Annotated in this window: 25 protein-coding genes, 1 tRNA gene and 1 pseudogene; 16 read left to right on the forward strand and 11 right to left on the reverse strand. The window is 70.9% G+C overall.

The genetic code is table 11. The annotated features are described in order from the left end of the window. Positions 1-43 precede the first annotated feature (43 nt). The 3 genes from rph to rdgB all read left to right on the forward strand — a co-directional run bounded on the left by rph (position 44) and on the right by rdgB (position 1,924). Entirely contained in the window at positions 44-781 is a 738-nt protein-coding gene (gene rph / locus ACWCPF_RS03330) for a ribonuclease PH (RefSeq protein ID WP_451043235.1), read from the forward strand. An 89-nt stretch (positions 782-870) separates the two neighbouring features. Next, a complete protein-coding gene (locus ACWCPF_RS03335; RefSeq protein WP_451043236.1) occupies positions 871-1,287 on the forward strand; it encodes a hypothetical protein in 417 nt (138 codons plus the stop codon). A 34-nt stretch (positions 1,288-1,321) separates the two neighbouring features. Continuing rightward, positions 1,322-1,924 carry an RdgB/HAM1 family non-canonical purine NTP pyrophosphatase gene (rdgB, locus tag ACWCPF_RS03340; protein WP_451043237.1) on the forward strand — a complete coding sequence of 201 codons (603 nt, stop codon included), beginning with the start codon at positions 1,322-1,324 and terminating at the stop codon, positions 1,922-1,924. Between the two features lie 55 nt (positions 1,925-1,979). Here rdgB and ACWCPF_RS03345 read toward each other — a convergent pair. The 3 genes and pseudogenes from ACWCPF_RS03345 to bcp form a co-directional block, all read right to left on the reverse strand. Continuing rightward, a tRNA-Leu gene (locus ACWCPF_RS03345) sits at positions 1,980-2,064 on the reverse strand. Beyond that, a pseudogene (locus tag ACWCPF_RS03350) lies at positions 2,064-2,251 on the reverse strand (HNH endonuclease); the annotation flags it as partial. The pseudogene ACWCPF_RS03350 and the gene ACWCPF_RS03345, both read right to left, overlap by 1 nt. A 98-nt stretch (positions 2,252-2,349) precedes the next feature. Beyond that, positions 2,350-2,817, reverse strand: coding sequence for a thioredoxin-dependent thiol peroxidase (bcp, locus tag ACWCPF_RS03355; protein ID WP_451043238.1), 468 nt, complete (start codon positions 2,815-2,817; stop codon positions 2,350-2,352). A 105-nt stretch (positions 2,818-2,922) separates the two neighbouring features. Here bcp and ACWCPF_RS03360 point away from each other — a divergent pair, with 105 nt between their 5' ends. From ACWCPF_RS03360 to ACWCPF_RS03370, 3 genes are all read left to right on the forward strand, one after another. Further along, on the forward strand, positions 2,923-3,252 hold the full coding sequence (locus tag ACWCPF_RS03360; RefSeq protein WP_451043239.1) for a DUF3618 domain-containing protein: 330 nt from the start codon (positions 2,923-2,925) through the stop codon (positions 3,250-3,252). A gap of 97 nt (positions 3,253-3,349) precedes the next feature. Next, positions 3,350-3,652, forward strand: a complete 303-nt coding sequence (locus ACWCPF_RS03365) for a GroES family chaperonin (RefSeq protein WP_398425392.1) — start codon at positions 3,350-3,352, stop codon at positions 3,650-3,652. 166 nt (positions 3,653-3,818) lie between these two features. Beyond that, positions 3,819-4,139: a DMT family transporter gene (locus ACWCPF_RS03370; protein WP_451043240.1), complete on the forward strand. Its 321-nt coding sequence runs from the start codon at positions 3,819-3,821 to the stop codon at positions 4,137-4,139. Positions 4,140-4,195: 56 nt separating this feature from the next. On the opposite strand, the gene ACWCPF_RS03375 is transcribed toward ACWCPF_RS03370, so the two are convergent. Beyond that, the gene (locus ACWCPF_RS03375) at positions 4,196-6,595 is read right to left on the reverse strand and encodes a transglycosylase domain-containing protein (protein WP_451043241.1); all 2,400 of its coding nucleotides are present in this window, start codon (positions 6,593-6,595) and stop codon (positions 4,196-4,198) included. A 243-nt stretch (positions 6,596-6,838) separates the two neighbouring features. On the opposite strand from ACWCPF_RS03375, the gene ACWCPF_RS03380 reads away from it, so the two are divergent. Genes ACWCPF_RS03380 through ACWCPF_RS03395 form a run of 4 tightly spaced genes read left to right on the forward strand, consistent with a single transcriptional unit; the run spans position 6,839 to position 10,324 of the window. Next, positions 6,839-7,639 carry an ABC transporter permease gene (locus ACWCPF_RS03380; protein WP_451043242.1) on the forward strand — a complete coding sequence of 267 codons (801 nt, stop codon included), beginning with the start codon at positions 6,839-6,841 and terminating at the stop codon, positions 7,637-7,639. A gap of 49 nt (positions 7,640-7,688) precedes the next feature. Beyond that, complete coding sequence (locus ACWCPF_RS03385) at positions 7,689-8,453, forward strand: ABC transporter permease (protein WP_451043478.1); 765 nt, start codon at positions 7,689-7,691, stop codon at positions 8,451-8,453. Positions 8,454-8,512: 59 nt separating this feature from the next. Next, on the forward strand, positions 8,513-9,619 hold the full coding sequence (locus tag ACWCPF_RS03390) for an ABC transporter ATP-binding protein (protein WP_451043479.1): 1,107 nt from the start codon (positions 8,513-8,515) through the stop codon (positions 9,617-9,619). Between the two features lie 9 nt (positions 9,620-9,628). After that, the gene (locus ACWCPF_RS03395; RefSeq protein WP_451043243.1) at positions 9,629-10,324 is read left to right on the forward strand and encodes a DUF1707 SHOCT-like domain-containing protein; all 696 of its coding nucleotides are present in this window, start codon (positions 9,629-9,631) and stop codon (positions 10,322-10,324) included. A 79-nt stretch (positions 10,325-10,403) separates the two neighbouring features. On the opposite strand, the gene ACWCPF_RS03400 is transcribed toward ACWCPF_RS03395, so the two are convergent. Then, positions 10,404-11,747 (reverse strand): SGNH/GDSL hydrolase family protein, encoded by a 1,344-nt coding sequence (locus ACWCPF_RS03400; protein WP_451043244.1) that lies wholly within the window; start codon positions 11,745-11,747, stop codon positions 10,404-10,406. 185 nt (positions 11,748-11,932) lie between these two features. Here ACWCPF_RS03400 and ACWCPF_RS03405 point away from each other — a divergent pair, with 185 nt between their 5' ends. Further along, on the forward strand, positions 11,933-13,195 hold the full coding sequence (locus tag ACWCPF_RS03405) for a DUF445 domain-containing protein (protein ID WP_451043480.1): 1,263 nt from the start codon (positions 11,933-11,935) through the stop codon (positions 13,193-13,195). Positions 13,196-13,226: 31 nt separating this feature from the next. Here the strand turns inward: ACWCPF_RS03405 and ACWCPF_RS03410 are convergent, their stop codons facing one another. Both ACWCPF_RS03410 and ACWCPF_RS03415 read right to left on the reverse strand, forming a co-directional pair. Beyond that, positions 13,227-14,729, reverse strand: a complete 1,503-nt coding sequence (locus tag ACWCPF_RS03410; protein ID WP_451043245.1) for an alginate lyase family protein — start codon at positions 14,727-14,729, stop codon at positions 13,227-13,229. Between the two features lie 153 nt (positions 14,730-14,882). Further along, positions 14,883-15,338 carry a hypothetical protein gene (locus tag ACWCPF_RS03415; protein WP_451043246.1) on the reverse strand — a complete coding sequence of 152 codons (456 nt, stop codon included), beginning with the start codon at positions 15,336-15,338 and terminating at the stop codon, positions 14,883-14,885. Between the two features lie 144 nt (positions 15,339-15,482). Between ACWCPF_RS03415 and ACWCPF_RS03420 the strand changes: the two genes are divergently transcribed. Then, positions 15,483-16,487, forward strand: a complete 1,005-nt coding sequence (locus ACWCPF_RS03420) for a GlxA family transcriptional regulator (protein WP_451043247.1) — start codon at positions 15,483-15,485, stop codon at positions 16,485-16,487. Between the two features lie 100 nt (positions 16,488-16,587). Beyond that, entirely contained in the window at positions 16,588-17,625 is a 1,038-nt protein-coding gene (locus ACWCPF_RS03425) for a hypothetical protein (protein ID WP_451043248.1), read from the forward strand. A 65-nt stretch (positions 17,626-17,690) separates the two neighbouring features. On the opposite strand, the gene ACWCPF_RS03430 is transcribed toward ACWCPF_RS03425, so the two are convergent. Then, positions 17,691-18,014: a hypothetical protein gene (locus tag ACWCPF_RS03430; RefSeq protein ID WP_451043249.1), complete on the reverse strand. Its 324-nt coding sequence runs from the start codon at positions 18,012-18,014 to the stop codon at positions 17,691-17,693. A gap of 222 nt (positions 18,015-18,236) precedes the next feature. Here ACWCPF_RS03430 and ACWCPF_RS03435 point away from each other — a divergent pair, with 222 nt between their 5' ends. Then, a complete protein-coding gene (locus ACWCPF_RS03435) occupies positions 18,237-18,674 on the forward strand; it encodes a hypothetical protein (RefSeq protein ID WP_451043250.1) in 438 nt (145 codons plus the stop codon). Between the two features lie 19 nt (positions 18,675-18,693). Here ACWCPF_RS03435 and ACWCPF_RS03440 read toward each other — a convergent pair whose 3' ends face one another. The 3 genes from ACWCPF_RS03440 to ACWCPF_RS03450 form a co-directional block, all read right to left on the reverse strand. Continuing rightward, a complete protein-coding gene (locus tag ACWCPF_RS03440) occupies positions 18,694-19,791 on the reverse strand; it encodes a CU044_5270 family protein (protein WP_451043251.1) in 1,098 nt (365 codons plus the stop codon). Beyond that, positions 19,788-20,414 carry an RNA polymerase sigma factor gene (locus ACWCPF_RS03445; RefSeq protein WP_451043481.1) on the reverse strand — a complete coding sequence of 209 codons (627 nt, stop codon included), beginning with the start codon at positions 20,412-20,414 and terminating at the stop codon, positions 19,788-19,790. Before ACWCPF_RS03445 ends, ACWCPF_RS03440 begins: the two co-directional genes overlap by 4 nt. Positions 20,415-20,506: 92 nt before the next feature. Further along, positions 20,507-21,232: an SDR family NAD(P)-dependent oxidoreductase gene (locus ACWCPF_RS03450; protein ID WP_451043252.1), complete on the reverse strand. Its 726-nt coding sequence runs from the start codon at positions 21,230-21,232 to the stop codon at positions 20,507-20,509. 101 nt (positions 21,233-21,333) lie between these two features. Here ACWCPF_RS03450 and ACWCPF_RS03455 point away from each other — a divergent pair, with 101 nt between their 5' ends. Further along, positions 21,334-22,203, forward strand: coding sequence for a helix-turn-helix transcriptional regulator (locus ACWCPF_RS03455; RefSeq protein ID WP_451043253.1), 870 nt, complete (start codon positions 21,334-21,336; stop codon positions 22,201-22,203). Positions 22,204-22,278: 75 nt separating this feature from the next. After that, positions 22,279-23,136 carry a hypothetical protein gene (locus ACWCPF_RS03460; RefSeq protein WP_451043254.1) on the forward strand — a complete coding sequence of 286 codons (858 nt, stop codon included), beginning with the start codon at positions 22,279-22,281 and terminating at the stop codon, positions 23,134-23,136. The last annotated feature ends 2 nt before the right edge of the window (positions 23,137-23,138 follow it).

The raw sequence follows: 23,138 nt of genomic DNA on the forward strand, positions 1-23,138 counted from the left end.
CGCGGGCGGAGCCCCTCCCGCATGTCCCGCTAGGCTCGACGCCATGTCACGCATCGACGGCCGCACCCCCGAACAGCTCCGCCCCGTCACCATCGAACGCGGCTGGAGCAAGCACGCCGAAGGATCCGTCCTCGTCTCCTTCGGCGACACCAAGGTCTTCTGCACCGCCTCCGTCACCGAGGGCGTCCCCCGCTGGCGCAAGGGCAGCGGCGAGGGCTGGGTCACCGCCGAGTACTCCATGCTCCCCCGCGCCACCAACACCCGCGGCGACCGCGAGTCCGTCCGCGGCAAGATCGGCGGCCGCACCCACGAGATCAGCCGGCTCATCGGCCGCTCGCTCCGCGCGGTCATCGACTACAAGGCCCTCGGCGAGAACACCATCGTCCTCGACTGCGACGTCCTCCAGGCCGACGGCGGCACCCGCACCGCCGCCATCACCGGCGCGTACGTCGCCCTCGCCGACGCGATCACCTGGGCCCAGGGCCGCAAGCTGATCAAGGCCGGCCGCCAGCCCCTCACCGGCACGGTGAGCGCGGTCTCGGTCGGCATCGTCGGCGGCGTCCCGCTCCTGGACCTCTGCTACGAGGAAGACGTCCGCGCCGAGACCGACATGAACGTCGTCTGCACCGGCGACGGCCGCTTCGTCGAGGTCCAGGGCACCGCCGAGGCCGAGCCGTTCGCCCGCGACGAACTCAACTCCCTTCTCGACCTCGCCGTTTCCGGCTGCGCGGAACTCGCTGTCCTGCAGCGCACGGCACTTGATACGGTCCTGGAAAAGTAAAGAGAACACCAAGACGTCCTGGCGGCGCGGGCAACCGGCCCGGCCGTCAGGGCGTCTTCGCCAGTACACCGACGGGGAGGAACACTCATATGTCCACGGCCGCGAGCCGACGCCCACACCGGCGTCGTCGTACCGTCATAGCCGCCGCCACGGCGGCCGTCGCCCTGAGCCTGGGCCTGACGACGACCGGCTGCGACGCAGTCAACAAGGCCCTGGACTGTGTCCAGACCGCCGACGCCATCGCCGACAGCGTCACCGACCTCCAGCAGGCCGTGGAGAACGCCGCGAACGACCCCACGCAGACCGAGGAGTCGCTCACCTCCATCGAGAACAACCTCGACGAGATCGGCGACAAGACGGACGACACCGACGTCAACAAGGCCGTCGACGACCTCCAGGCAGCCGTCACCAACGTCCGCAAGGCCGTCGAAAGCGGCGACACCACCCCCGACCTCAGCCCGGTAACGGACGCAGCAGGCGAACTGACAAAGGTCTGCACACCGTAGGAAACGCATCGGGCGACTGGCGATACTGGGGAACATGACCCGCCTGATCCTCGCCACCCGCAACGCCGGAAAGATCACCGAACTCAGGTCGATCCTCGCCGACGCAGGCCTGCCCCACGACCTCGTCGGCGCGGACGCCTACCCCGAGATCCCCGACGTCAAGGAAACCGGAGTGACGTTCGCCGAGAACGCCCTCCTCAAGGCCCACGCCCTCGCCCAGGCCACCGGCCACCCGGCCGTCGCCGACGACTCGGGCCTCTGCGTCGACGTCCTCAACGGCGCCCCCGGCATCTTCTCGGCCCGCTGGTCCGGCACCCACGGCGACGACAGGGCCAACCTCGAACTGCTCCTGGCCCAACTCTCCGACATCGACGACGAACACCGCGGCGCCCACTTCGCCTGCGCCGCGGCCCTCGCCCTCCCGGACGGCACGGAACGCGTCGTAGAAGGCCGCCTCACGGGCACCCTCCGCCACACCCCCACCGGCACAAACGGCTTCGGCTACGACCCGATCCTCCAACCGTCCGGCGAGACACGCACCTGCGCGGAACTGACGGCCGAGGAAAAGAACGCGATCAGCCATCGGGGGCAGGCGTTCCGGGGGTTGGTACCGGTGGTGCGGGAGCTGCTGGGCTGAGCCATGGCACGGAAACGGCCTGCGCATCGATCCTTCGATTCGCAGGCCGTTCATGTGCGGCGGAAGGGATTCGAACCCTCAAGCCCGATCAAGGGCCACAGATCCTAAGTCTGCTGTGTCGCCAGTTGCACCACCGCCGCTAGCTGCCTGTCATCGTACCGGGAGTTGCTTGCCGCCTTTTGCCTCCCCTGCACCACGTGCTGGTGACCGCATGACAGTTGGGGCACAGCAACCGCAGGTTCTCCCGCCGATCGTCGCTCCAGTCCCCGTCATGGGCTTACCGAGCCACTCGGGGGCGGTGCCGCGTTCGGCGCAAGCCTCGGTCACGACGAAGCGTTTATCGGACAGTCACGCCTGGAAAGGGGAAGCGGCCTGTGGCGGGGGTCACCCCGGCACAGGCCGCTGAAGGGAAGGAGAAAGGGGGCTCAGATGGCCAGGTCTTTGATGATCTTGGCTACGTGGCCTGTGGCGCGGACGTTGTACAGGGCTCGTTCGACCTTGCCCTCCTCGTCCACGACGATCGTGGAGCGGATGACGCCCAGGTACGTCTTGCCGTAGTTCTTCTTCTCGCCGAACGCGCCGTACGCGTCCAGCGCGGTCTTGTCGGGGTCGGCCAGGAGGGTGACCCTGAGGGACTCCTTCTCGCGGAACTTGCCCAGCTTCTCGGGGGTGTCCGGGGAGATGCCGATGACGTCGTACCCGGCGCCGGCCAGGAGGTCCAGGTTGTCCGTGAAGTCGCAGGCCTGCTTCGTGCAGCCGGGGGTCAGGGCGGCCGGGTAGAAGTAGACGATGACCTTGCGGCCCTTGTGGTCCGACAGGGACACCTGGTTGCCGTCGGCGTCGGAGAGGGTGAAGGCGGGGGCCACGTCCCCAGGCTCGAGTCGCTCGCTCATCGGTCCAGCGTAACGGGGGGTCCTGACAGTGCGGTGACGAGAAGAACTGACAGACTGTCCGGAGCAGCAGGAAAACGCAGTAGCTGACCTTCGGAGGCCGAGACCGTGGCGGAGACGTCGGACACCAGAACCCCGGCGCAGATCGAGGCGGACATCAGGGCCCGCCGAGACGTGCTGGCGGAGACGCTGGACGAGATCGGGGTGCGGGTGCATCCGAAGACCATCGTCGGGGATGCGAAGGCGAAGGTCGTCGCCAACGTCGATCACACCCTGGGGAAGGCCTATGTCCAGGTCAACCGGGTGGTGAGCGAGGTGCGGGCGCAGTTCGTGGACGAGGAGGGCGCGCCGCGGCTGGAGCGCGTCCTGCCCGTCGCGCTGGTGGCCGTCGGCGTCGTCGGACTGCTTGCGCTGGGCGCCCGTCGCCGCAAGGGCTGACCTCGCGCTCACGTTTCCGCTTCGGGCAGGTAGGTTCAGTGCTGTGAGCGTCAACAGAATCGACCCCAGTTCGCAGCACGACAAGCTGCCCATCCGGATGCTGCACGATCGTGTGCTCGTGCGGCAGGAGGCCGGCGAGGGCGAGCGGCGTTCCGGTGGCGGCATCCTGATTCCCGCCACCGCGGCCGTCGGTCGTCGGCTGGCGTGGGCGGCGGTCGTCGCGGTGGGGCAGAACGTCCGGACGGTGGAGCCGGGGGATCGGGTGCTGTACGACCCCGAGGACCGTGCGGAGGTCGAGGTGCGGGGTGTCGCGTACGTGCTGATGCGGGAGCGCGATCTGCATGCGGTGGCGGCGGACCGGTTCGAGGGGTCCGAGGACACCACCGGGTTGTATCTGTAAATCTGTGGTCGTAGGGGCCGGTGACCGTCGTCACCGGCCCTTTTTGTCGTTTCTTTGCTACATTCGAAGGAGCCCGACGAGACGCGCCGTACCGGGATGTTCCGCACAGCGGACCGTGCAAAGACGACGCACCCCTGATGGATTTCGTGTCTCGGAGGTGCCTGTCATGGCCTGGGTTCTGCTTGTCGTCGCCGGTCTGCTGGAGGTCGGCTGGTCGATCGGGATGAAGTACACGGACGGGTTCACCCGGCTCGTGCCCAGTCTGTTCACGGGCGTCGGGATCGTCGCCAGCATGGTGTTGTTGTCGCAGGCCGCCAAGACGCTTCCCATCGGCACCGCCTATGGCGTGTGGGTGGGGATCGGGGCGGCCGGGGCGGCGGTGCTCGGGATGGTGGTGCTGGGGGAGCCGGCGACCGCCGCCCGGATCTTCTTCGTGTGTCTGCTGCTGGTCGCCGTGGTGGGGCTCAAGGCGACCAGCGGGCATTGACCCCAGGTAACCCGGCAGCCCGGTAACCCGGCAGCCCGGCGCGTGCGCCGGGAACGCTAGGGGCTTGCGCCCGTCGTCGTTCCGGCGTTGGCGCCCGGGGTGCCTCCCGTGGTGCCGACGATGGTGCCGGTGGAGGTGTTGCCCTCGGTCGTGCTGCCTTCGGTGGTGGTGCCCGCGCTGGTGTCGCCCGCGCTGGTGCCGGTCGAGGTGTTGCCCTGGGTGGTGCTGCCCTGGGTGGTGGTTCCGGCGGAGGTGTCGCCCGTGGTGGTGCCCGCGTTGCCGGTGCCGGTCGTGGCGCCCGGGGTCTGGCCCTGGCCCTGGGTCTGGCCCTGGGCGGTCTCGGTTCCGGTGGTGGCGCTGTCGTCCGGGTCGGGGCTGGCGTCGTCGTCGGCGGGCGGGGCGGAGGGGTAGGCGGATTCCTCGCCGCCCTCCTGGATCTGGAGGTTGAAGTCGGTGGCGGGGGTGCCCTTGAGGGCGTTCTTGGTGAACTGGGCCCAGATCTGGGTGGGCGCGCCGCCGCCGTTGATGCGGGGCAGGCCCATGACGCCCTTGAGGGACTTGTGGTGGGCGGTCTGCGGGTCCTGGCCCATGACCGCGACGACGGTGGCGAGGTCGGGGGTGTAGCCGGCGAACCAGGCGGCCTGGTCCTCCTCGGCGGTGCCGGTCTTGCCGGCGGCGGGGCGGCCGGCGGCCAGGGCCTCGGTGGCGGTGCCCTGCTGGACGACGCTGCGCAGGATGGAGGTGGTGGTGTCGGCGGCCTCGCGGCTGATGACCTGGGAGGCGGTCTGCGCGGGCAGTTCCAGCACGTCGGAGCCGTCCTTGGTGACCTTGTCGATCATCGTGTACATGCCGTGCTTGCCGTGGTTGGCGAGGGTCGCGTAGGCCTGGGCCATGTCCAGGACGCTGGCGTTGGCCGTGCCGAGGGCGATGGAGGGGTAGGGCTGGAGTTCGGGGGTGTCGGTCGGCAGGCCGAGCTCGATCGCGGTCTGCTTGACCTTCGCGGGGCCGACGTCGACGGCCATCTGCGCGTACACCGAGTTCACGGACTTGTCGGTGGCGGTGCGCACGCTGATGTCGCCGTAGTTGACGTAGTCCTCGTTCTCGGGGTCGTAGACGCTGCCGGACCAGCCCTGCACGGGGCGCCTGTTGGTGCCGTCGTAGATCGTGTTGGGGGTGATCCGGCGGTTGTCCTGGGTGGTGGAGTCGTTCTCGACGGCCGAGGTGAAGACGAACGGCTTGAAGGTGGAGCCGACCTGGAAGTCCTGGCGGGTGGCGTTGTTGGTGTACTGCTTGACGTAGTCGATGCCGCCGTACATGGCGAGGATCTTGCCGGTCTTGGGGTCGACGGCGGCGCCGCCCGCGCGGACGTACGAGTCGACCTTGCGCTTCTTGGGGTCCAGCTTGGACATGAGCTGGTCGTTCACGGCGTCGACGAAGGCGTCCTGCTTGGCCTTCTCCATGGTGGTGGTGATGCGGTAGCCGCCGCCCTCCAGCTCCTCCGAGGTGACGATCTTGTTGTTCTTCAGGTAGTCCTTGATCGCCGTGACGAGGTAGCCGCGCTGCCCGGACATGCCGGTGTCGGCGCCGGAGGTCTCCTTGACCGCGGGGAAGGCCATGCCCGTGCGCTTGGCCTGGGTGAGCCAGCCCTTGGTGACCATGCCGTCGAGGACGTAGTTCCAGCGGTCCTCGACGGCGGCCTTGTTCTCGGGGTGGGCGATGATGTCGTACTCGCTGGGCGCGTTGACGAGCGCGGCGAGGTAGGCGCCCTGGGCGGGGGTGAGCTTCGCGGCGTCGATGCCGTAGTAGGCCTTGGCGGCGGCCTGCATGCCGTAGGCGTTGCGGCCGAAGTAGCTGGTGTTGAGGTAGCCCTCGAGGATGTCGTCCTTGGACTTCTCGCGGTCCAGCTTGATCGAGATGAAGAACTCCTTCACCTTGCGGGTGACGGTCTGCTCCTGTGCGAGGTAGTAGTTCTTCACGTACTGCTGGGTGATCGTGGAGCCGGACTGCTTGCCCTTGCCGGTGGCGGTGTTCCAGCCGGCCCGGAGCATCGCCTTGGGGTCGATCGCGGACTCGGTGTAGAAGTCGCGGTCCTCGGCGGCCAGGACGGCGTGCTGGGCGTCCTTGGAGATCTGCGCGAGGTCGACGTTCTCGCGGTTGACGGTGCCGTCGCGGGCGATCTCGGTGCCGTCGGCGTAGAGATAGACGTTGGACTGCTTGGTGGCGAGCGCGTTGGCCGGCGGGATCTTGACCAGCGAGTAGCCGAGGACGAACAGGCCGCCGAGCAGAGCGATGCCGAGGACGAACAGGCCGAGCACCATCCGCCAGGTGGGCAGGAGCCGGCGCCAGCCGGTGCGGCGCGGTCGTTTCCCCACTGCGGTGCTCCCCCCGTCCGAGGCCTCCGGCCTTCCGGGTGCTGAGCCCTCGGTCGGCTGCTGCGGCTGTGGCTCGTCACTCATGTGCTGCTCGAACTCCCGTTTAGCGCCGTACGTTTCCGTACGTCGTGGTTCGTTCCCATACTTCTCGTACGCGTTCTGCGCCCCCTCTTGAAGACTCTCGCACCAAGCGTTCCGTTCCCGACAATCGGCGCGTGTTGCGCCGGAAAAGGCGTGGCACGCGGCCGGACCGGCGCACTAGGCTCCTGCGCTTCGGCGTCGAAGAGGGTGCCTGGCAGGCCCTTAAGGGTGAGGAGGACGGTTGCCTTGGGATCGGCGCGGTTGTACGCGGCCGTCGCGGCGGGGGGTTTCAGAAGGTACGCGACGTATCGGGTGGCGACGGCCGCCGGAGTGTTCACGAACACCGTTTTCGGCCTGATCCTCGTCTACACATACCTGGCGTTGTGGGACGAGCGGCCGCACCTGGGGGGCTACGACCAGGCGCAGGCGGTCACCTATGTGTGGCTGGGGCAGGCGCTGTACGCGACGCTGGCGATCCAGGGCGGCGGCTTCGAGGCCGACCTCATGGCGCGCATCCGTACGGGTGAGATCGCCATCGACCTGTACCGGCCCGCCGATCTTCAGGTGTGGTGGCTGGCGAGCGACATGGGGCGGGCGGTGTTCCAGCTGCTGGGGCGCGGGGTGGTCCCGTTCGTGTTCGGGGCGCTGTTCTTTCCCACGGCGCTGCCGGACGATCCGGTGACCTGGCTGGCGTTCCTGGTGGCGGTGGCGCTCGCGATGCTGGTCAGCTACGGGATCCGGTTCCTGGTGGCGCTGAGCGGGTTCTGGCTGCTGGACGGCACGGGCGCGTTGCAGGTGCTGATGGTGACGGGCATGTTCTGTTCGGGGATGGCGCTGCCGCTGAACGCGTTTCCGCAGCCGTACGGGGACATCGTGGCGTTGCTGCCGTGGGCGGCGCTGTTGCAGATGCCGGCCGATGTGCTGATGGGCGAGGCCGATCCGCTGCCCGCGTTCGCGTTCCAGGCGGTGTGGGCGGTGGTGCTGCTGGCGGTGGGGCGGGTGCTCCAGGGGGCGGCGACGCGGCGGGTGGTGGTCCAGGGTGGGTGAGAGCGGGCGGCTGGCGGAGGGGTTGCGGGCGTATCGGCTGATCGCCGGGATGTGGATCCGGTCGACGTTGGCCTACCGGGTGTCCTTCGTGATGACGGTGGTGGGCGGGCTGCTGGTGACCGGTCTGGACTTTGTCGCGATCTTGCTGATGTTCTCGCAGGTGGACACGTTGGGCGGGTACACGCTGCCCGAGATCGCGTTTCTGTACGGGCTGTCGGCGATGTCGTTCGGGCTGGCGGATCTGGCGATCGGGTCGGCGGGCCGGCTGGGCACGCGCGTGCGTGACGGCACGCTGGACACGTTGCTGGTGCGGCCGGCGCCGCTGCTGGCGCAGGTCGCGGCGGACCGGTTCGCGTTGCGCCGGATCAGCCGGATCATGCAGGGCGCGCTGGTGCTGGGCTACGCGCTGGTGACGATGGATGTGGCGTGGACGCCGGTGAAGGCGCTGCTGGTGCCGGTGACGCTGGTCTGCGGCGGGGTGATCTTCTCGGCGGTGCTGGTGGTGGGCGCGGCCTTCCAGTTCGTGGCGCAGGACGCGTCGGAGGTGCAGTCGGCGTTCACGTACGGCGGTCAGACGCTGTTGCAGTACCCGCCGACGGTGTTCGGCAAGGAGCTGGTGCGGGGGGTGACCTTCGTGTTTCCGCTGGCCTTCGTCAACTGGGTGCCCGCCGCCTATGTGTTGGGGCGGCCGTACCCGCTGGGGCTGCCGCAGTGGGCGGCGTTCGCCCCGCCGCTGGTGGCGGCCGGGTGCTGTGCGGCGGCGGGACTGGCTTGGCGGACGGGGCTCAGGTCGTATCGGAGTACGGGGAGTTAGTGACGATGGGCACGACGGGCACGAACGGCACGATGGGCACGACGGGCAGTGGGGACAGCATGGGCGCCACGGACGCCGCGGAGGCCGCGGAGGCCGCGGACGCCAGGGACGCTTTCATCGAGCTGGACCGTGTCGAGAAGGTCTTCGACGTGCGGAAGAGGACCGGCTTCCTGAGGCGGGAGCTGCGGCAGGTGCGGGCGGTCGACGCGATCTCCTTCACCGTGGCGCGCGGCGAGATGGTCGGTTACATCGGTCCGAACGGCGCGGGGAAGTCGACGACGATCAAGATGCTGACGGGGATCCTGACCCCGAGCGGCGGCCGGCTGCGGGTGGCCGGCATCGACCCGTCCCGCGAGCGGACGCGGCTGGCGCACCGCATCGGGGTGGTGTTCGGGCAGCGCACGACCCTGTGGTGGGATCTGCCGCTGATCGACTCCTACCGGCTGATGCACCGCATGTACCGCATCCCGGACGCCCGTTACCGGGAGAACCTCGACAGCCTGGTCGAACTCCTCGACCTCGGGGCCCTGTTGGACGTCCCGGTCCGTCAGCTCTCGCTGGGTCAGCGGATGCGCGGCGACATCGCGGCGGCCCTGCTGCACGATCCCGAGGTGCTCTACCTCGACGAGCCGACGATCGGTCTGGACGTCGTCTCCAAGGGGCGGGTGCGGGAGTTCCTGCGCGAGCTGAACGCCGAGCGCGGCACGACGGTGCTGCTCACCACGCACGACCTCCAGGACATCGAGCAGCTCTGCTCCCGGGTGATGGTCATCGACCACGGGCGGCTGGTCTACGACGGCGCGCTGGCCGGGCTGCACGAGGCGGGCGACAGCGAGCGGACGCTGGTGGTGGACCTGGAGCGGGAAATGCCGCCGATCGATGTGGGGGAGGCGGCGCGGGTGGTGAAGGTGGACGGTCCGCGGCAGTGGCTGGCGTTCCCGGCGTCGGATTCGGCGGCGCCGCTCGTCGCCCGGATCGCGGCCGAGTATCCGCTGGTGGACCTGTCGGTGCGGGAGCCGGACATCGAGGCGGTGATCGCGAAGATGTACGCGGAGCGGGAGCCGGAACGGGAGTCGGAGCGTGGGGCGGGGCGCGAGGCGGCGCGGGAGCGTGGCGGGGCGGCGGCCGGACGGCCGACCGTAGTGCCCGGGCCCGGGAAATCGTAGGCTGCTGACATGAGCGACGACGCAGTCCCGGGCCTCCCTGACCTCCGTGCCTCCGACGCCGATCGTGAGCGGGTCTCCGAGGTCCTGCGCGATGCCCTCGCGGAGGGTCGTCTCGACATGGCGGAGTTCGAGGAGCGGCTGGAACAGACGTACAAGGCGCGCACCTACGGGGAGCTGGCGCCGATCACCCGTGACCTGCCGGTCGCCGGAGTCGCGCCTCCGCCGGTCCTGTCGCTGCACAAGGAGCCGGTGGCGGACGGGAGTTGGGCCGCGCGGGTGGTGGGCGGCGAGGGTTCGTCGACCTGGGGCGTGGCGGTGATGTCCGGTTTCCAGCGCAAGGGCCGCTGGACGGTCCCGCGGCGCTTCAACTGCTTCGCGTTCTGGGGCGGCGGCGAGATCGACCTGCGCGAGGCGGACTTCGCCGCCGAGGAGGTCGTGATCAACTGCGTCGCGATCATGGGCGGGATGCAGATCACGGTGCCGCCGGGCGTCGAGGTGGTGGTCCGCGGCATCGGTGTGATGGGCGGCTTCGACCAGCGGGAGAGCGGTGTCGTGGGGGAGCCGGGGGCGCCGCGGGTGATCGTCACCGGGTTCGCCTTCTGGGGCGGGGTCGGCGTGGAGCGCAAGAAGACGCGGGCCGCCCGGCGGCAGGAGAAGCTGGAGCGCCGGGCGGCGAAGCGCGAACTGCGCTCCAACGAGGACTGAGTTCCGACGAGGACTGAGTTCGGGCGAGGACTGAGTTCCGACCAGGACCGAGTTCCAGCTAGGGCTGAGCCCCGTCCGCTTACAGCCGGGCGGCCACGGAACCGTTCAGCCCGGCCAGGTCGACGGTCCGCGCCATCCTCCGGTAGCCCAGGTCGCTGGGGTGCAGATGGTCGCCGGAGTCGTACTCGGAGCGGAGGCTGCGCGGGTCGTACGGGTCGCGCAGGGCCTTGTCGAAGTCGACGACCTCGTCGAACAGTCCGCCCGTGCGGATCGCCCGGTTGATCTGCTGCCGGACGTCCTCCCGCGCGGCGGTGTAGCGGGCGTGGCCGCGGAACGGCGTGAGGGTGGCGCCGACGACCTTGACGCCGCGGGCGTGGGCGCGGTCGACGAGGGTGCGCAGTCCGTCCACGATGCGCTGCGGGTCGGCGAGGGCGCGGCTGCGCAGGATGTCGTTGACGCCGAGATCGATGACGACGACCTTCACGTTCGCCCGGTCGAGGACGTCGCGTTCGAAGCGGTTCAGGCCGCTGGCGCCGCGGGCGTCGTCGTCGACGAGGACCTGGTTGCCGCTGATGCCGGCGTTGACCACGCCGTAGCGCGGGGCGTCCCCCTCGGCGTCGGCGGTGGTGCGCAGCCGGTCGGCGAGGACGTCCGGCCAGCGGCGGTTCTCGCCCACGGTGGAGGTGACGCCGTCGGTGATGGAGTCGCCGAACGCGACGACGGTGCCGTCGGCCTCGGTGCCGAGGACGTCCAGCGCGGTCAGGTAGCGCCAGTGCGTGCCGGCGGCGGTGAACGCGGCGCCGGTGACGTCCTCGGTGGCCTCGCCGACGGCGACGTAGCCGGTCTGTCGGCTGTTCGGGTGGTAGGTGACCGGTCCGGCGGAGGCGGGGGAGTAGGTGCTGACCAGCACGTCGGCGTCGGCCGGGACGGCGACGGCCACGGCGTCGCTGACGGCCTCCCGGCCGGCCGGGACGACGACGGTCGTGGCCCCGCCGAAGGTGAGCCGGCGCAGGCGCTCGGGGTCGGCCGCCGCGCTGTTCTCGGCGGCCGCGACGGCGAGCGTGGCGTGGGTGACGGTGAGCGGGCCGGTGCCGTAGAGGTTCGAGAGGGTGACCCGGGCGCTCGTGCCGCCGACGCTGGTGTGCACGACGTTGCGGACCGTGCGGCCCGCCATGCCGTCGGCCTCGGTGCCCGGTTCGCCGCCGACGGGCGCGGCGGCCCAGCTGCCGGCCCAGACCCCGGTCGACACGGGCGCGGCGCGGCCGGGGCCCCCGGCGGCCGGGTCCGCGCTGCGGGGGTGGCCCGGACCGCGATCGGCGCCGGCCCCGACGTAGCCGGCCCCGACGTATATGGCCGCGGACAGGGCCACGACGAGGGCGACGAGCGCCGACAGGAGGGCATAGCCCTGGTGCTTGACGGTCACCACCTGACAGACGCCGGGAACTCTTGATTCGTTCCGGGAGTCGGTCAGGAAGGGACAATGTGCGCGGGATCACCGAACGGGTGGAGCAAATGGAACCTACCGAAGCGGCAGCGGCAGCGGCAGCGGCGGAGGCGGCGTCAGAGGCGGAGGCGGCGGCGCCCGGCGGGCCGGCGTCCTACAAAGCCATGACCTCCTTCACCCCCGCCGACGAGGAGAAGCAGCGCGGCGTGCGCCGGATGAAGCTCACCGCGGTCGGGCTGCTGCTCTTCGTGGCCGTGGTGTACGTGCTGGCCGAGGTCGCGTCCCACCATGGCGCGGGCGCCTGGGCGGGCTATGTGGCGGCGGCCGCGGAGGCCGGCATGGTCGGTGCGCTCGCCGACTGGTTCGCGGTCACCGCGCTGTTCCGTCACCCACTCGGCCTCCCCATCCCGCACACGGCGATCATCCCGAACAAGAAGGACCAGCTGGGCGTCTCGCTGGGCGAGTTCGTCGGCGAGAACTTCCTCTCCGAGGACGTCGTACGGCAGCGGCTGCGCACGGTCGGCATCGGCACCCGGCTGGGCGCCTGGCTGGCCGAGCCGGAGCACGCCGACCGGGTGACGGCGGAACTGGCGACGGCGCTGCGGGGCGCGCTGACGGTGCTGCGCGACGCGGACGTCCAGGCGGTCGTCGGGGAGGCCATCACCCGGCGCGCGAACGCCCAGGAGATCGCGCCGGGCATCGGAAAGCTGCTGGAGCGGATCGTCGCGGACGGCGGCCACCGGCGGGCGGTGGACCTGGTGGTGACCCGGGCGCACGACTGGCTGGTGCTGCACGCCGACTCGGTGATGGACGCGGTGCAGGGCGGCGCGCCCGGCTGGACCCCGAGATTCGTCGACAAGAAGGTCGGCGAGCGCGTCTACAAGGAGCTGCTGCGCTTCTGCGCCGAGATGCGGGACATGCCCACCCACCCGGCCCGCGGCGCCCTCGACCGCTTCCTCACCGACTTCGCCTCCGACCTGCAGTCCGACACCGAGACCCGCGCGCGGGTGGAGCGGCTCAAGGGCGAGGTGCTGGGCCGGGGCGAGGTCCAGGACCTGATCGCGTCCGTCTGGACCGCCGTCCGCTCCATGATCGTCGCGGCGGCGGAGGACGAGCGCAGTGAGCTGCGGCTGCGCGTGCGGGCCTCCCTGCTGTCGCTGGGCGCGCGGATGGCGACCGAGCGGAAGGTCCAGGACAAGGTCGACAGCTGGGTCGAGGGCGCGGCGGTGCACGTCGTGACGACGTACCGGAAGGAGATCACCTCCCTGATCACCGACACGGTCGCCAGTTGGGACGCGGAGCACACCACCCGCAAGATCGAGGCCAACATCGGCCGTGACCTGCAGTTCATCCGGATCAACGGCACGGTGGTGGGCTCACTGGCGGGGCTGGCGATCTATACGGTGGCGCGGTGGCTGGGGGCGTAGGGGGCTGTTCGGCCTCGGGGTCTCGGGTTTTCTACTCGGTCGTGTCCCGGGTGCGGCCGCGGCGGCGCAGCAGCAGCAGTCCGCCGGCCAGGGCGGTGAGGCCGGTGGTCGCGGTCCAGGCGACGAGGTCGGTGGAGCCGGTGGAGGCGAGGTCGCCGCTGTTCCCGGCGGGGGAGAGGCCGGGGGCGGAGCTTGCGGTGGGGGAGGGGGCGGGCGCGGCGGTGGAGGCGTCCGTGGCGTCCGACGCGTCCGTGGCCGGGGAGGCAGAGGCCGAGGGGGTGGGAGTGGGCGTCGTGGGGGCGGCCGTCGTCGCCCTGCGTTCCGCGTCGCGGGTGAACGCCAGTGTGCCGAAGCCGAGTTGGTCGTAGCCGCCGCTGTTGGGGCCGTAGTCCCCGCCGCCGCCCTCGGGGGCCGCCTTGGCGGCGATGCGGGTGAGGTAGGGGGCGGAGAGCCCCCGGCGCTTGGTGTAGTGGTGGGAGATCATCGCCCAGATCGGCCGGGTCATCGCGGGGTCGACGGCGGCGGCGTCGGACGCGGTCTCGCTGCCCGACCAGCCCCCGATCGCGCCCTTCCTGCGGGTGTTGGCGGTGTAGGGGACGTCGCCGCCGAGGCTCCATTTGGCCACGTACTGGGCGCCCTTGAGGAAGCGGTTGTCGTCGTGGCCGTAGAGGTCGATGCCCTGGTTCCAGGCCATCTCGCAGAAGGTGCCCATGAGGCCGACGCCGAGCAGTGCGTGGCCCTGGTCGCGGCCGGCCTCCAGCCACTCGGCGAGGCCGTCGTCGTGCACGACGGGGATGGCGTTCCTGACGGCGCCCAGCCCGGAGCCGCTCTTGAAGTACTCGACGGCCTGCTCCACCTTGGCGCTGTCGTCGCAGAAGACGCCGGTGGCGAGGACGCAGGCCATGGCGGTCAGGTCCCAGTTGGGCCAGTAGTTCGTGACGACGGCGTTGTTGTGGCTGACGAGGAAGCTCTCGCTGAGCGGGGAGAAGACCGTGCTCAGCAGCTTCTGGAACCGTTCGAGCTCGAAGTCGGGCCGGTCGCGGACGAGTTCGGCCGCGTTGGCGGCCTGGTAGCCGTACAGCCCGGCCGCGAGGAACCGGTCGGCCGAGCCCGCGAGCGAAGTGAGCTTCGCCGACCAGGCGTTGAGGATCGCGACGGCCGTGTCGGCGTACCGGCTCTCGCCGCTGACGTGGAAGCGCAGGCCGTTCTGGTAGGCGGCGTGCAGGTCGTGGTAGAGGATCGCGTAGTTCTGGGGCGAGCCCGCGCCCCGGTACACGGTCGGCTGCGGATTGGCCGTCCAGCCGCTCTGCGCATGCCGGTTGGCGGTCAGCCTGGCGTACCCGGCGGTGTAGGGCGCGGCGCCGGCCTTCACCTTGGCGGCCATCCGGGCCAGGTCGGCGCGGGTGTGCAGGAGACCGGGGTGGGCGTAGTCGGCGGCGGCGGCAGGGGTCGCGGGGACGGCCGCCGCGAGGCCGGCGGCCCCGGCCGCGACGCCCGCGGCCTTCAGCATGCTCCGGCGGCTGACGCTGTTCATTGGCGGTCGAGTCAGGTGCATGACCGGGAGACGGGCGCAGGGCGCGGGGATAACGAAAAGTCGGGAAGCCGTGCCCCCCGGCTACGCGCCCCCCGGCTACGCGCCCCCCGGCTACGAGTCCCCGGCTACGCGCCTTCGGCTACGCGCCTTCGGCTACGCGCCTGTGGTCGACCCCGGCCGGACGATCATCAGGATCGTCACGGTCGCCCACAGCAGGTTGAACACCCCGGTGAACATGCCGAGTTGGACGGTCGTCTCCCGCGTCCCCGCCGCGCTGTCCTCGACGAGGACCTCCTGCCGGGGCAGGACGAGGACCAGCAGCACCCCCGCCGCGACGACCGTCAGCACGATGGACACGATCAGCCACGGGTCGCCCATCACCCCCATCGCGCCCGCCGTGGCGAACCCGAACACGGGGACGGCGATGCCGACGGCCGCGTACACCCGGCAGATGCGGTGCAGCAGCCGCACGGTCTCGCTCGCGCGCGCGTCCTCGGGCGCGGCCAGGGCGCGACGCGCGGCGGGCGGGAACATGCTGGCGGCGACGGTGACGGGCCCGATGGCGATGATCGCGGCGAGGACGTGGACGGCGAGGAGGAACTTGGTCACGGTCCGACGCTAGGCGGCAGGGGGATCTCGCAGAAGCGGCGGAAATGCCAGAGGCCGACGGATTCCCGCCAGACCATGCCTCCGAGGCCAGGGGCGGGAGGGGGCCGCGTCGGCAGTAATCCGTCGTATGCCTACGCTCTCGCCATGCACACCGTCGCCGTACTGGTCCTGGACGGGGTCATCCCGTTCGATCTGTCCGCCCCGATCGACGCCTTCGGCTGGGCGCGGCTGCCCGACGGCCGTCCCGCCTACCGGGTGCGGGTCTGCTCGCCGTCCGCCGCCGGGGAGGTGAGCGCGGGGGCGTTCACCGTGCGCGCGCCGTACGGGCTGGAGGCGCTGGCGGAAGCGGACACGATCGTCCTGCCCGGGGTCGAGAGCCCGCCGGACGAGCTGCCGCCCGGGGTCGCCGAGGCGCTGCGGGACGCGGCGGCGCACGGCACGCGGATCGCGTCGGTCTGTGTCGGCGCGTTCCTGTTCGCCGCGACGGGCCTGCTGGACGGGCTGCGCGTGACCACGCACTGGATCGCGGCGCGGGAGCTGGCCGAGCGCTACCCGAAGGTGGTGGTCGACCCGAACGTCCTGTACGTCGACAACGGTCAGTTCCTCACCTCGGCGGGCGCGGCCGCGGCCCTGGACATGTGTCTGCACATGATCCGCGGCGACTACGGCTCGGCGGTCGCCGCGCAGGCGGCCCGGATGTCGGTGATGCCGCTCGAACGGGAGGGCGGCCAGGCCCAGTTCATCGTCCAGGATCTGTCGCCGGCGCCCGCCGGGGCGACCCTCGAACCCCTGCTGGTCTGGCTGGAGGACAACTGCGGCGACGATCTGACGCTCGACCGGATCGCCGAGCGAGCCGGGGTGAGCACCCGCACCCTCAACCGCCGCTTCCGCGAACAGACCGGGACGACGCCGCTGAGCTGGCTGCACCGGGCCCGGGTGCGGCGCGCGCAGTACCTGCTGGAGTCGACGGCGTACCCGGTCGAACGCATCGCCGCCCAGGCGGGGTTCGGCTCCCCGACGGCGTTCCGGGAGCGCTTCCGCAGGGTGGTGGGGACGAGCCCGCAGGGGTACCGGCGGGCGTTCCGGTCGGGGCAGGAACCAGCGTCCCCGCACCCGTCGGAGGCCGTAGGAGGCCGTCGGCACCCGTGAGCGGCCGTCGGCGGGCCGCCGGTAAAGATCGGATAAGGTGATCCGTCGTGGCACGTGCGAACACGTGAACCACCGTCACGTACTCGGGGGAGACGTCACAGTGAACACCAGGCGCACAGGACTGTCGGCCGCGCTGCCCTCCTCGCTCAACCCGTTCAGGGCCGCCGCCGCGATCGCGGCCGCGTCCCGTCCCGACCGCGTCGGGGACCCGACCGTCCAGCGGCTCCAGTCCGGTCGTACCTGGGCGGGGGTCGTGGCGTCGGTGTGGATGCTGTTCGCCTACCCGCTGGCCGAGAGCGGCCAGGACCTCCTGCTGGGCAAGCTCGTGGACGTGCTGATCGGCTGCGGGATCGCCTTCGTCGCCGGGGTGATCACCCTGAGCGTCTTCATCGGCATGTCCGACGTCTCGCTCCGCGCCGTCTACGTCCGGCGCCTCACCGGGCCGGGCACCGCGCTCGGCGCGATTCTGCTCGGCGCGGGCGTGTGCGGCGCCGGCGCGGTGCTGATGACGAAGCTGCTGCACGCGGAGATCATCCCGTGGGCCGACATCCGGGCGGCGGGCAACCTCGCCTGGCTGCTGTCCTTCTTCGTGTTCGTCATCGCGATGCTCATCGCCGCGCTCGTCCTGGGCGTGGTGGCGCTCTTCACCCTGGTCGCCGCGGTGCACGCGCTCAACTGCTGCTTCCGGGTCGGCGACGTCCACGAACTGCTGCCCGCGCTGATCTCACCGTTCCTGGTGTGGGCCCTGTTCGTCCTGAGCCTGTTCGACGGCCCCGACGTGGCCGCACCCCCGATGGTCCTCTACACCTTCCTCCTGGGCGGCCCGCTCTCGGTGACGGCCCTGTCGGTGTGGGAGATCCGGCGGCTGAACGGCCGGTACGGCGTGACGATGCGATCGGCACTGGGACGCGACGTGGACGGCGAGCGCCGGCCCGAGCCGCAGCGGGCACCGGAGCCGCAGTGGGGTCCGGGGCCGGTCCCGGGGCCGGTCCCGGGTCCGGAGGGAGGACCGGCGCACCTGCTGCCGGGCCAGACCTCCGGCTACGGCTTTCCGGCGCAACCCCCCGGCTACGGGACGCCCCCGTCCCCGTCCCCCTCCTCGTCCCCGTACGGTGCCTACCCGCCGTACTCCTCCTGAGGCCGAGGGCTGAGGGGGCTGAGGGGGCTGAGGGGGCTGGGACCGAGACTGAGGCCGCCGGCCGATCAGAGGCTCTTCCGGTCCGCGACCGCCCACGAGGCGACCGCCACCGCACCCGCCACCCCGAAGACGGCCGGCCACGCGCCCACCTTCTTCGCCAGCGGATGCGACCCCGCGAAGGCGGCGACGTACACAGCCGTCAGCGCCCCGGCCGTCTTCCCGCCCGCCCGCTGCTGCCACTGCCGCGCCGCGGCGGCCCCGGCCACGGCGAGGACGGCCCCGCCCAGCGGCCGTTGCTTCGTCCACCGGGCCACGGCGTACCCGCCGACCAGTCCTCCGGCGGCGATCACCGCTCCGGGCACGTCCGCAACTTTCGCGAGCTTCGCCATGCCTGTCTGCCTCCTGATCGGTCCCGTATCCCTTACACCTGCGAGGCTAACGCGCAGGCATGACACCCTCGGCTCGCGGGGGCATCGACCGCGAGCCCACAACCGTTGCGCGAGGCGATGACGAACTTCCTGGACCCCACCTCAGAACCATCCGAGCCGTCAGACTCGTCCGAACCGTTCGATGCGTCCGAACCCCCGGAACACGCGAGGTTCGCCGAGTACGTGCGGGCCCTCGACGCGGCCCCGGCGGCAGCAGAGGCACCGCTGATCCGCCGCATCCTCACCGAGGACCCGGACCGCCTGATGGCCCGGGCGGCGGTGGTCCGACACGTGGACAAAAGGGCGGCGAAACTCGCCGGCTCCGGCTCCGGCTCCGGCGCCGAGACGTGGCACACCTGGACAGCCGCCCTGACGGAGGCCATCGGCGACGACCCCTTCCTGACCCTCCGCCTACAGGAGTGGACGCTCGTCCACGAGGCCACCACCACCCACGCCTGGAGCCCGTCCGCCCTGTCCGCCGCCTCGGACTGGTTGCAACGCAGACTCACCGAGACCCCGGGCGTCCCGGCCCCCGTACTGGCGTTCCTGGCGGAACACGGCCGCACAAAACGCGTCCGTGCGGCGGCGAGACGCCCAAGGACGAACCCGGACGCCCCCTAATCCCTTAACGCCCCCCGGGTCAACTCCTCCCCGCCCGCCGACGCTCGCCGGGCTCCTGCCCCCGCTTGCCGACGACGGCCCGCTCCAGCACGGCGCTGGTGAACAGGACCGTCCCGGCCTCGGCCCGCTCGGTGTCCCGGCTGAAGACGGTGCGTTCGCCGAGGTAGCCGAGGGTGGCGCGGTCGAAGATCCACTCCGTGCGGGTCCCGTCCACCGTGTCCTCGCGGGCGATCGCGATTCCGTGCCGTCCGGCCGCGTCGACGGCGTCGGGCAGCTCGGTCACGCCGGGAATCCGCGCGGCGGCCCGGTAGAAGGCGGCGGCGGTGGCGGGAGGCATGATCTGCTCCCTGATCAGATCGCCGATCTCGTTGAAGACGGCCTGGCCCCGGTCCTCACGGGTCTCGTCCTGGGGCGTCTCCACGTAGAGCAGCTTCAGCAGCGCCTCGGGATCGGTGGGCAGGGAGGCGAGCCAGGCGTAGGTCGGCCGGTCGACCCCGGCGGGAATCCCGGCGTCCTTCGGATCGGTCCCGTCCGGCACGCCCACCTCGATCGGCCAGTCCTGCCCGTCCTCGTGGATCAGCCCGACATCGATCGTGGCCCCCGCCTGCTGCGAGAACCACACCTGCCGTTCGTGCGGCTTCCCCGGCTCGACGGGCCCGTCGAAGACGCCTTCGTTCCCGGCCGTCCTGCTCCGCACGTACACGAACTGGTCCTCGCCCACCGCTTCGACGTCGGTCCGCAGGGCGACGGCGGCGATCCGGTCGAGGGTGACGACGGCGCCGGCGCCGCCCTGCGAGGGCGCGCCGCCGACGCCGGCCCGCACCGACGACGTATCGCCGCCACCGTGGCTCGCCACCCCGACCCCCGCGACCAGCGCGACGGCCACGGCGCAGGCGAGGGCACCGGTGACGAGGGCGGGCCGCGCGGGCCGGGCGAACGTCCGCCTTGCGGGGGGCATGGCTGTGTCACGGTCGATGAGCTGCATCAGAACGTCCTTGTGATGGGAGTGACGTTCAGGAGGCAGCACCTGCGGGACGCCCCCGGAGGGCAACAGCAGAGCCACGTCCTCACGTGCCTCCTCAAGCTCCCGCTGCGGCTCGCGCTCGGTGGAGTTCATCGGGCTTCCTCCTGAATGGGCAGGACCGCGAACGCGGTCTCACGCTCTACCTCTCCGCGACGCCCCCGAAGTTCCGTATGCGATTCCGTACGCGATTCCGCATCCGCGATGATCTCCCGAAGCCGCGCCCGAGCCCGCGAGAGCCGAGACCGGACGGTCCCCACGGGCACCCCGAGCGCCTCGGCGGCCTGCGCGTAGTCGAGCCCCGCCCAGACGCAAAGGGCGATGACCTCGCGCTCATGCCGCCGCAATTGCTGCATCACCCGCCGCACTTCGGCGAGCCGCCGGGCGTCGTCGACCCGCCCGACGACGTCCTCGGCGAAGTCGTCGATCGTCTCGGACTCGGTGCGCCGGGCAAGAAAGGCGAGCCGCCGCCGAAGCCCCCGATGGGCGTTCCGCGCCTTGTTCGTGGCGATCCCGAACAACCAGGGCCGCAACGACCCGCCCTCGACGGCCACCTCCCCGCGCCCCCGCCAGGCGGCCAGAAACGTCTCGGACATGACCTCCTCGGCCACCGACCAGTCACCGGTCAGCCGAAGCGCATGCTGGTACACGGCCGTGGCGTACAACTCGTACAGCTCGGAGAACGCGGCACGCTCCCCGCCCCGCACCCGCTCGCGCAAACGCCCGTCGTCGTCATCGTCGTCGTCATCGTTGGACCTCACACCTGTACCTCTCCGGCCCCCCGACGGAGTTCCCGTGGTGTGGCTCACACCTACCAGGGAAGCGGCCCGGACGCGTCGAAGTACCCACCGGTGGGACCGTCGACCCCCACCCGCGCCATGCGGACGACGATCTCAGCGCCCTCCTCGACACTCTGGACGCCGGTGTTCCCGTTGAGGTCGGTCTTCGTGAACCCGGGCTCCACCGCGTTGATCCGCATGCCCGGGAACGCCTTCGCGTACTGCACGGTGATCATGTTGACCGCCGTCTTCGAGGCCGGATAGGCGACGCCGGGATAGGCGTACGCCGGAGTACCCGCGTCCGTGACCCGGCTCAGGGACCCCAGCCCACTGCCGACGTTGACGACGACGGGAGCGGCGGAGCGTCGCAACAACGGCAGAAAGGCATGGGTGACACGCACCATGCCGAAGACGTTCGTCTCGAACACCTCCCGCATGTGCTCGGCGGTGACGTCCGCGGCGCCGACGATCCCGTTGTCGGCGCCACGGCTCTCGATGCCCGCGTTGTTGATCAGCACGTCCAGTCCGCCGTCGGCCTCGATGGCCGCGGCCGCGGCCTCGACGGAGACGTCGTCGGTGACGTCCAGCCGGACCCACCGCGCCCCCAGCCGCTCGGCGGCCAGCCGCCCACGCTCGGCGTCACGACTCCCGACGTAGACGATGTGGCCGGCGCCGACGAGCTGCCGAGCGGTCTCGAAGCCGAGCCCTTTGTTGCCCCCGGTGATCAGTGTCGTGGTGGTGTTGCTCGTCGCAGTCATGCCCCCAGGCTGCGAGGGACGGCGGGGAGCAGCCAGGAGCCCGGTCTTCCTGGGACCACCGGTACCAGGAAGACCGGGCCGGGCCGGGGCACAGTGGTGACATGGCGAGCGCGAGCACGGACTTCGGCCGGACGATACGACGATGGCGGGACCGGGTCTCCCCAACGGCGGCCGGACTGCCCTCGGGCGGCCACCGACGCGCCCCCGGCCTGCGCCGCGAGGAACTGGCGATGCTGGCGGGGATCTCGGTCGACTACGTCACCCGCCTGGAACAGGGCAGGGCGGCGAACCCCTCGGAGCAGGTGGTGGAGGCCCTCGGCCGCGCGCTCCGCGTCTCCCCGTCCGAACGAGAACACCTGTTCCACGCGGCCGGCCTGGTCCCACCCGGCCAGGGCACGGTGCCGGCGTACATCGCCCCGAGCGTCCACCGCATGCTGGACCGCCTGACCGGAACCCCGGTCGCGGTCTCGGACGCGACATGGACACTCCTCCTCGCCAACCCCCTCTACACGGCGCTGATGGGCGAACGCCACGGCCGAGAACGCAACGGCGCCTGGCGCGCGTTCCTGGGCTCCGGCGACCGCGTCCGCCACACACCGGAGTCCCGCCGTGCACTGCAGGTCGCGGTGACCGCCGACCTGCGCACAGCGGCAACCCGCTACCCGGCGGACCAACGCCTGCGCACCCTGATCGCCGACCTCCGAACCAACAGCCCCCGCTTCGCCGAACTCTGGGACTCCGCAGCCATCGGCCACCACCACTCCTCCCGCAAAACCATCGACCACCCCCACGTAGGCCCCATAACCCTCGACTGCGACACCCTCACGGTCACCGGCACCGACCTCCGCATCATGCTGTACACAGCAGAACCAGAAACAGCGGACGCGGAACGCTTGGAGCTGCTGGCGGTACTGGGCTCACAGCCACTTGTTGAGGAAGGGCAGGCGAATCCACTCTCTGGAGAGCGGTGAATTGGCGCTTCCCACGGGTCCATGGAGTCGCCGGGATGCCTTGCCGGCGTCTGACGCGCTGCTACGGTCGCCTTCATGACGCTCTCGGTCTCCGCTGGTCGTTCTGTTGATCTGCGCCTCCAGCCAGTAGATGAGGTTCTTGAGCGTGTCGAGCGTTCCTTTCAGGTGCGCTTGGGTTTGGACACCATCGTGCGTAAGCGCCGTTCCGTGGGAGCCCGTACGGATCGTGACACGTGGATCCGGGTGGAACGTCGCCCGCTCGACAAGATCGGTGACCAGGGATGGAACGGCACCGAGTGCGCCGCGTGGTTGAACAGCGTTGCTCAGCCCGCATGGCGGGGATGCGCGGTCTGGCAGGACTCCGACGAGCCCGCGATGTGGCGTGCTGACGAGACCGAGCTTCTGCCCGGGACTCCGGTGGGCACCGCCGTACTGAGTGAAGATCCGAAGCTGACGGACGCGTGGTGGCAGGCGTTCAACACCTCGCTGGACGGGCTCGCGGCTCAGCGAACGAGCCGCATCGCGACGCCGGACACCGTCACCATCACCCAGGCGCTCGTCACCAAGTCCATTCGCACCGCCTTCCCGGACGACTTCGACACGACCGTCGAGCAGTGGGCACCGGCTCACGCGGACCTGAACTGGGCCAACATGACCGCGCCGACGTTCTGTCTCTTCGACTGGGAGGACTGGGGGAACGCCCCTCGGGGTCTGGACTCCGCGTCACTGTGGGGGAGTTCGCTCGCAGTCCCTGCGCTGGCCGCGCGTGTCCTGCACGAGCGGCACCGCGACTTCGAAAGCAGGGACGGCCGACTGATGACCCTGTTCACGTGTGCCAAGATCCTCGGGCCTGGAGCGCACCCCGAGGACCCTCGCTCGGCCTCCGCGCGCCACATGGCGGAGCGGCTTGTCATGGAGCTTCAGGCCGGCTGACA

This window comes from Streptomyces sp. NPDC001858 (assembly GCF_053594615.1).

Coding starts and splice junctions, on each gene's coding strand:
- rph (WP_451043235.1), top strand. CDS start 44: ATGTCACGCATCGACGGCCGCACCCCCGAACAGCTCCGCCCCGTCACC.
- ACWCPF_RS03335 (WP_451043236.1), top strand. CDS start 871: ATGTCCACGGCCGCGAGCCGACGCCCACACCGGCGTCGTCGTACCGTC.
- rdgB (WP_451043237.1), top strand. CDS start 1,322: ATGACCCGCCTGATCCTCGCCACCCGCAACGCCGGAAAGATCACCGAA.
- bcp (WP_451043238.1), bottom strand. CDS start 2,817: ATGAGCGAGCGACTCGAGCCTGGGGACGTGGCCCCCGCCTTCACCCTC.
- ACWCPF_RS03365 (WP_398425392.1), top strand. CDS start 3,350: ATGCTGCACGATCGTGTGCTCGTGCGGCAGGAGGCCGGCGAGGGCGAG.
- ACWCPF_RS03370 (WP_451043240.1), top strand. CDS start 3,819: ATGGCCTGGGTTCTGCTTGTCGTCGCCGGTCTGCTGGAGGTCGGCTGG.
- ACWCPF_RS03375 (WP_451043241.1), bottom strand. CDS start 6,595: ATGAGTGACGAGCCACAGCCGCAGCAGCCGACCGAGGGCTCAGCACCC.
- ACWCPF_RS03385 (WP_451043478.1), top strand. CDS start 7,689: ATGTGGATCCGGTCGACGTTGGCCTACCGGGTGTCCTTCGTGATGACG.
- ACWCPF_RS03390 (WP_451043479.1), top strand. CDS start 8,513: ATGGGCGCCACGGACGCCGCGGAGGCCGCGGAGGCCGCGGACGCCAGG.
- ACWCPF_RS03395 (WP_451043243.1), top strand. CDS start 9,629: ATGAGCGACGACGCAGTCCCGGGCCTCCCTGACCTCCGTGCCTCCGAC.
- ACWCPF_RS03405 (WP_451043480.1), top strand. CDS start 11,933: ATGACCTCCTTCACCCCCGCCGACGAGGAGAAGCAGCGCGGCGTGCGC.
- ACWCPF_RS03410 (WP_451043245.1), bottom strand. CDS start 14,729: ATGAACAGCGTCAGCCGCCGGAGCATGCTGAAGGCCGCGGGCGTCGCG.
- ACWCPF_RS03420 (WP_451043247.1), top strand. CDS start 15,483: ATGCACACCGTCGCCGTACTGGTCCTGGACGGGGTCATCCCGTTCGAT.
- ACWCPF_RS03430 (WP_451043249.1), bottom strand. CDS start 18,014: ATGGCGAAGCTCGCGAAAGTTGCGGACGTGCCCGGAGCGGTGATCGCC.
- ACWCPF_RS03440 (WP_451043251.1), bottom strand. CDS start 19,791: ATGAACTCCACCGAGCGCGAGCCGCAGCGGGAGCTTGAGGAGGCACGT.
- ACWCPF_RS03450 (WP_451043252.1), bottom strand. CDS start 21,232: ATGACTGCGACGAGCAACACCACCACGACACTGATCACCGGGGGCAAC.
- ACWCPF_RS03455 (WP_451043253.1), top strand. CDS start 21,334: ATGGCGAGCGCGAGCACGGACTTCGGCCGGACGATACGACGATGGCGG.
- ACWCPF_RS03460 (WP_451043254.1), top strand. CDS start 22,279: ATGACGCTCTCGGTCTCCGCTGGTCGTTCTGTTGATCTGCGCCTCCAG.